At 44.6% G+C, this 3801-nt stretch carries 3 protein-coding genes; 1 reads left to right on the forward strand and 2 read right to left on the reverse strand.

Annotated elements, in window-relative coordinates:
• Positions 1–437: 437 nt before the first annotated feature.
• Both PX482_RS08275 and PX482_RS08280 read right to left on the reverse strand, forming a co-directional pair.
• Positions 438–1439: a CsgG/HfaB family protein gene (locus PX482_RS08275; RefSeq protein WP_288094744.1), complete on the reverse strand. Its 1002-nt coding sequence runs from the start codon at positions 1437–1439 to the stop codon at positions 438–440.
• A gap of 60 nt (positions 1440–1499) precedes the next feature.
• Positions 1500–2486, reverse strand: a complete 987-nt coding sequence (locus PX482_RS08280) for a succinate dehydrogenase/fumarate reductase iron-sulfur subunit (RefSeq protein WP_002759728.1) — start codon at positions 2484–2486, stop codon at positions 1500–1502.
• A gap of 532 nt (positions 2487–3018) precedes the next feature.
• Between PX482_RS08280 and PX482_RS08285 the strand changes: the two genes are divergently transcribed.
• Positions 3019–3405 (forward strand): AbrB family transcriptional regulator, encoded by a 387-nt coding sequence (locus PX482_RS08285; RefSeq protein WP_002759727.1) that lies wholly within the window; start codon positions 3019–3021, stop codon positions 3403–3405.
• The last annotated feature ends 396 nt before the right edge of the window (positions 3406–3801 follow it).

Below are 3801 nucleotides of genomic sequence, written 5' to 3' on the forward strand. Positions count from 1 at the left end.
ATAATAAATTTGGCAGAGGATTAAAGATTAGTTATTGTGACTAACTCTTTTGGTTAGAACAAGATAAACTTGAGAATCTTCGGTCAAATTTATTGACTCAAAATCAGCTATACTTAATTTAAATGAAACAGCCCTACCCTTGCCCCCCCCCGACGTCGGGGGGGGCAAGGGGGACTATCGTAGGGCATACGAAAAGTAACGCGCAAGCGTGAGAACCACCTCTGGGTTGGATAACGCAAGGCATCTAATTTAAGTGGACTCGTTGAACTAAGAATCCCGAAGCGCTTAGTGCGACGGGATTGTCAAATAACTTCAAATTTTCGTGAGTGTTCACTTATCAGTAATCAGTTATCAGTTATCAGTTATCAGTGATCAGTTATCAGATTTAAGTTTACCGATCTCCCCACTTCCCCACTTCCCCAATTCATAATTCATAACTAACGAATGGGTTTAGCTAAATCACCGACTTTAAAACCATTACCGGTAATGATGCGACCGACGCTAGATTGACCATCAGCTTCGACAATTTCGAGAGTGCCAATCGGTTGAGTAATCTGACGGATAACCTTACCCGTTTGCGGATCCTTGACCGTTTGAGTCGTCCGTTCGATGGAAATGCGTAAACCGACACGATAACCTTCTCCCGTACCTTTATTGAGAATTACCTGATTTCCCGCCACGGCAGCCACTAAAGCGGTGACAGTCGGGAGCGAGCGAGGTGTAGCGGCGATTTGGTCGGCTTTATCATTGAGATTATCCACCACCCGCGCCACTGCCTTATCGGTGGCAATACTGAGTAATTTCCCTTCATTGGAAGTTTGGGAACCACCCCCAACGCCTAAAACCACGGTTGAACCATCGGATTGATTGGCAGTACCATCTCCCTGAGCGGTGGTAATAATTTCGGCCGTGGTGGTATTAATTGCCCGGACATTCAACTTGACAAAAGCATCGGTTTCTGTCTTGGCAGTGCTAAAAATAATAAACGAGCCACCGGATTGTTTTTTTTGTAAATCGAATTGGGTAATCGAACCGATAATCACCACATCTACCCCCAAAATTTGCCCGATTTGAGCAGCGGTAGCGGCATCTACCCGTCCCGAAGCCCCCAAATTCTGTTCTCTAAGGACGGCATCAATGCGACTGCGCTCAATGACTGTATAGCGACCACTTTCCACCAATTTATTGACGAGAATATCACTGACACCACTGGCTCCACCATTGAGAAATGTTAACCACTGGGGATTACTGAGACCGCTATAATCGAAGTCTAAAACCGCTACTCGCACCTTTTCGCTTTTTTGGGCTAAGAGTAATGGTAAATTGTTAGAGATAGCTTGGGAGAAAGCCGGTGCGTTAAAGCTAAAACCCAAACTAGAAGCGACTCCCACAAGGGTGATTAGGGCAGAAAAACCACGGATAGTATCTCGATCGAACATGATAATGAGTTCTCCAGTCAAATAGAATATAGCTCATAATACATCTGAAAATTGCTCTAACTATCGAGAGGGAGAATTTTGAATGGCAGTAATTAAACCTCTCACTTCCTCGGTTCCCTCGGAAGCTTCAAAGGAAGTGGGAAATTTACCCTTAGCAATCATCCGCAATCCCAAGGGGGCAATACTTAATAAACCCTGTAAATCGCGCCAATAATTGCCCAGCACATAGAGGCCGAATTTGCGTTCATCCACCCATCCCCCTGCTTTGACTAATTCCACTAAAACTTTCCGGTGACGAATGGGACGACTACTATCGGCCGACTTGCGAGCGAGTATTTCCTGTTTAATTTTACCGATCTGATCCATAGGAGCCACTTCCATAGGACAAACCGCATTACAGAAATAGCAACGGGTACAACCCCAAACCCCTGCGGTGCCTTGGTTATAAAGTTCTAGGCGACCTTCTTGATTACCATCGCGGGAATCTGCTAGAGTGCGCTGCGCTTTTGCTAAAGCGTGGGGCCCGACAAAATCAGGATTGACTTGCTTGGCGTTACATTCCGAATAACAGGCCCCGCACATAATGCAGTTACCCATCTGATTGAGATTGGCTCTTTCTTCTGGAGTTTGCAGAAATTCTCGTTCGGGAATGCTACGTGCTTGACTACTAATATAAGGTTCAACTTTTTCTAAATCGTCCCAAAACGGTTGCATATTGACAATTAAATCCCGGATAATCGGTAAATTACCCAGAGGGGCGATCGTGATTTCGGGAATTTCTCCGGCATCTTTTTGGCTACAATGGTTTAATTCACTGGCGATATTTTGTTGACAAGCCAAGGCCGAACGACCGTTAATTTTCATCGCACAGCTGCCACAAATTGTATTGCGGCAATTTTTACGAAAGGCCAAAGTTCCATCAAGTTCCCATTTGATGCGATTAAGGCAGTCGAGAATTGTATTTCCCGCCTCCACCTCTAGGGTAAAATTTTCTAGGTAGGGGGTGTCGTTGGGTCGTTGACGCAGAATTTTAAAAGAAACTTCCATACTCGGCACGGGGATGAGGGACTCCTAATACTCAGGATAATCGATGTTAACGGGCCAAAGGGGAGCTAGTAATGGTAATTAATCCTTAAGATTTTCCCCGGTCGGTTGAGCCAAGGGGTGGGTATCTAGGCCTAATGATAGATGGGGAAGTCGCTCGAAAACAGTTTAATCACCCCGGATTTGCTGCTCTGGGTCATTAGTTTTTTGCCAACTCCAACCACAATTATAGTTGCTCAATTCCTTGCTAGGTATAGCTTTATCGGTTTTATGGCCTTACTTTCTCCCCCCTGTTTTCCTCCCACCCGACCAAAAATTGCCAGAGTCTTGACCAAAAATTTCCCCTCCCCCACAAGGTTTACACTTACTACCTAGTCCGGGGTCTTCTTACCACGATTGTCATCACCGAACCATCAGTTTTAAAAAATTTATTATTCCCCTCTAGACATTTTTGGCGAGATTTTTGGTATGATCAATTTGTCAGTGTAAACTTAATTGACAGTCAGTCAAAAATCAAGGAACATTAAAAAGTACCATGAGTGATGTCTCTCCTACTCCCCTAACCGGGAAAGCTCTACTTCAAAAAGTCAAAGAGTTATCCCACTTACCCCGTCGCGAAACGGCAAAACGTTGTGGTTACTACTCTCAAAGTAAAGATGGTCAGGTTCGGGTCAATTTAACCGACTTTTACGATGCTGTTTTGGGTGCAAAAGGGGTTCCTCTTGATCCCGAAGGCACTAAAGATGGCCGCGGCCGCGAACCCACTTTCCGGGTTAGTGTCCATAAAAATGGTCAAATCGTCATCGGTTCCACCTATACCGAACAAATGAACTTGCAGCCTGGCGATGAGTTTGAAATCAAACTTGGCTACAAGCACATCCACCTCAAACAAACGGAATCAGAAGAACCGGTAGAAGCTTAAATAGGTTACGGAGTAGGGATAAGGAAAAAAAAATCGGCAGTCAAAAGGGCTAATTTTGACAGGACCGACCAAAAAGACAATATAGATTCTTATCCCTAATTCTAACCCCTGACCGCCTCTTTCATCAACTCGAGGGGTTTTCCTTAAGCACTTTTTCTTCTTTTTCGCAACCCCCTAGGGATGGATTTTTGTTGGAGCTAGGCTTTATCAGGGCAAAGTTCCACAGTTATTCTGTCCCTGGAGGGTTTGTTGTTTTAGCCATCAGGAGACTCCGAGACAGGAGACTCCGAGACAGGAGACTCCGAGACAGGAGATTATTTCTATTTAGGGTTTGCTGAATAATGGTAAAACCCTTTTAAAATAAAGCTTTTGACCTGTTAAAGTCCGATGTTCATG

It is taken from the genome of Microcystis sp. M53602_WE12, assembly GCF_030065455.1.
In the GTDB taxonomy this organism is placed as follows: domain Bacteria; phylum Cyanobacteriota; class Cyanobacteriia; order Cyanobacteriales; family Microcystaceae; genus Microcystis; species Microcystis aeruginosa.

Bases quoted from the DNA above. Each gene is read 5' to 3' on its own strand.
- PX482_RS08275 (WP_288094744.1), bottom strand. From the start codon at position 1,439: ATGTTCGATCGAGATACTATCCGTGGTTTTTCTGCCCTAATCACCCTT.
- PX482_RS08280 (WP_002759728.1), bottom strand. From the start codon at position 2,486: ATGGAAGTTTCTTTTAAAATTCTGCGTCAACGACCCAACGACACCCCC.
- PX482_RS08285 (WP_002759727.1), top strand. From the start codon at position 3,019: ATGAGTGATGTCTCTCCTACTCCCCTAACCGGGAAAGCTCTACTTCAA.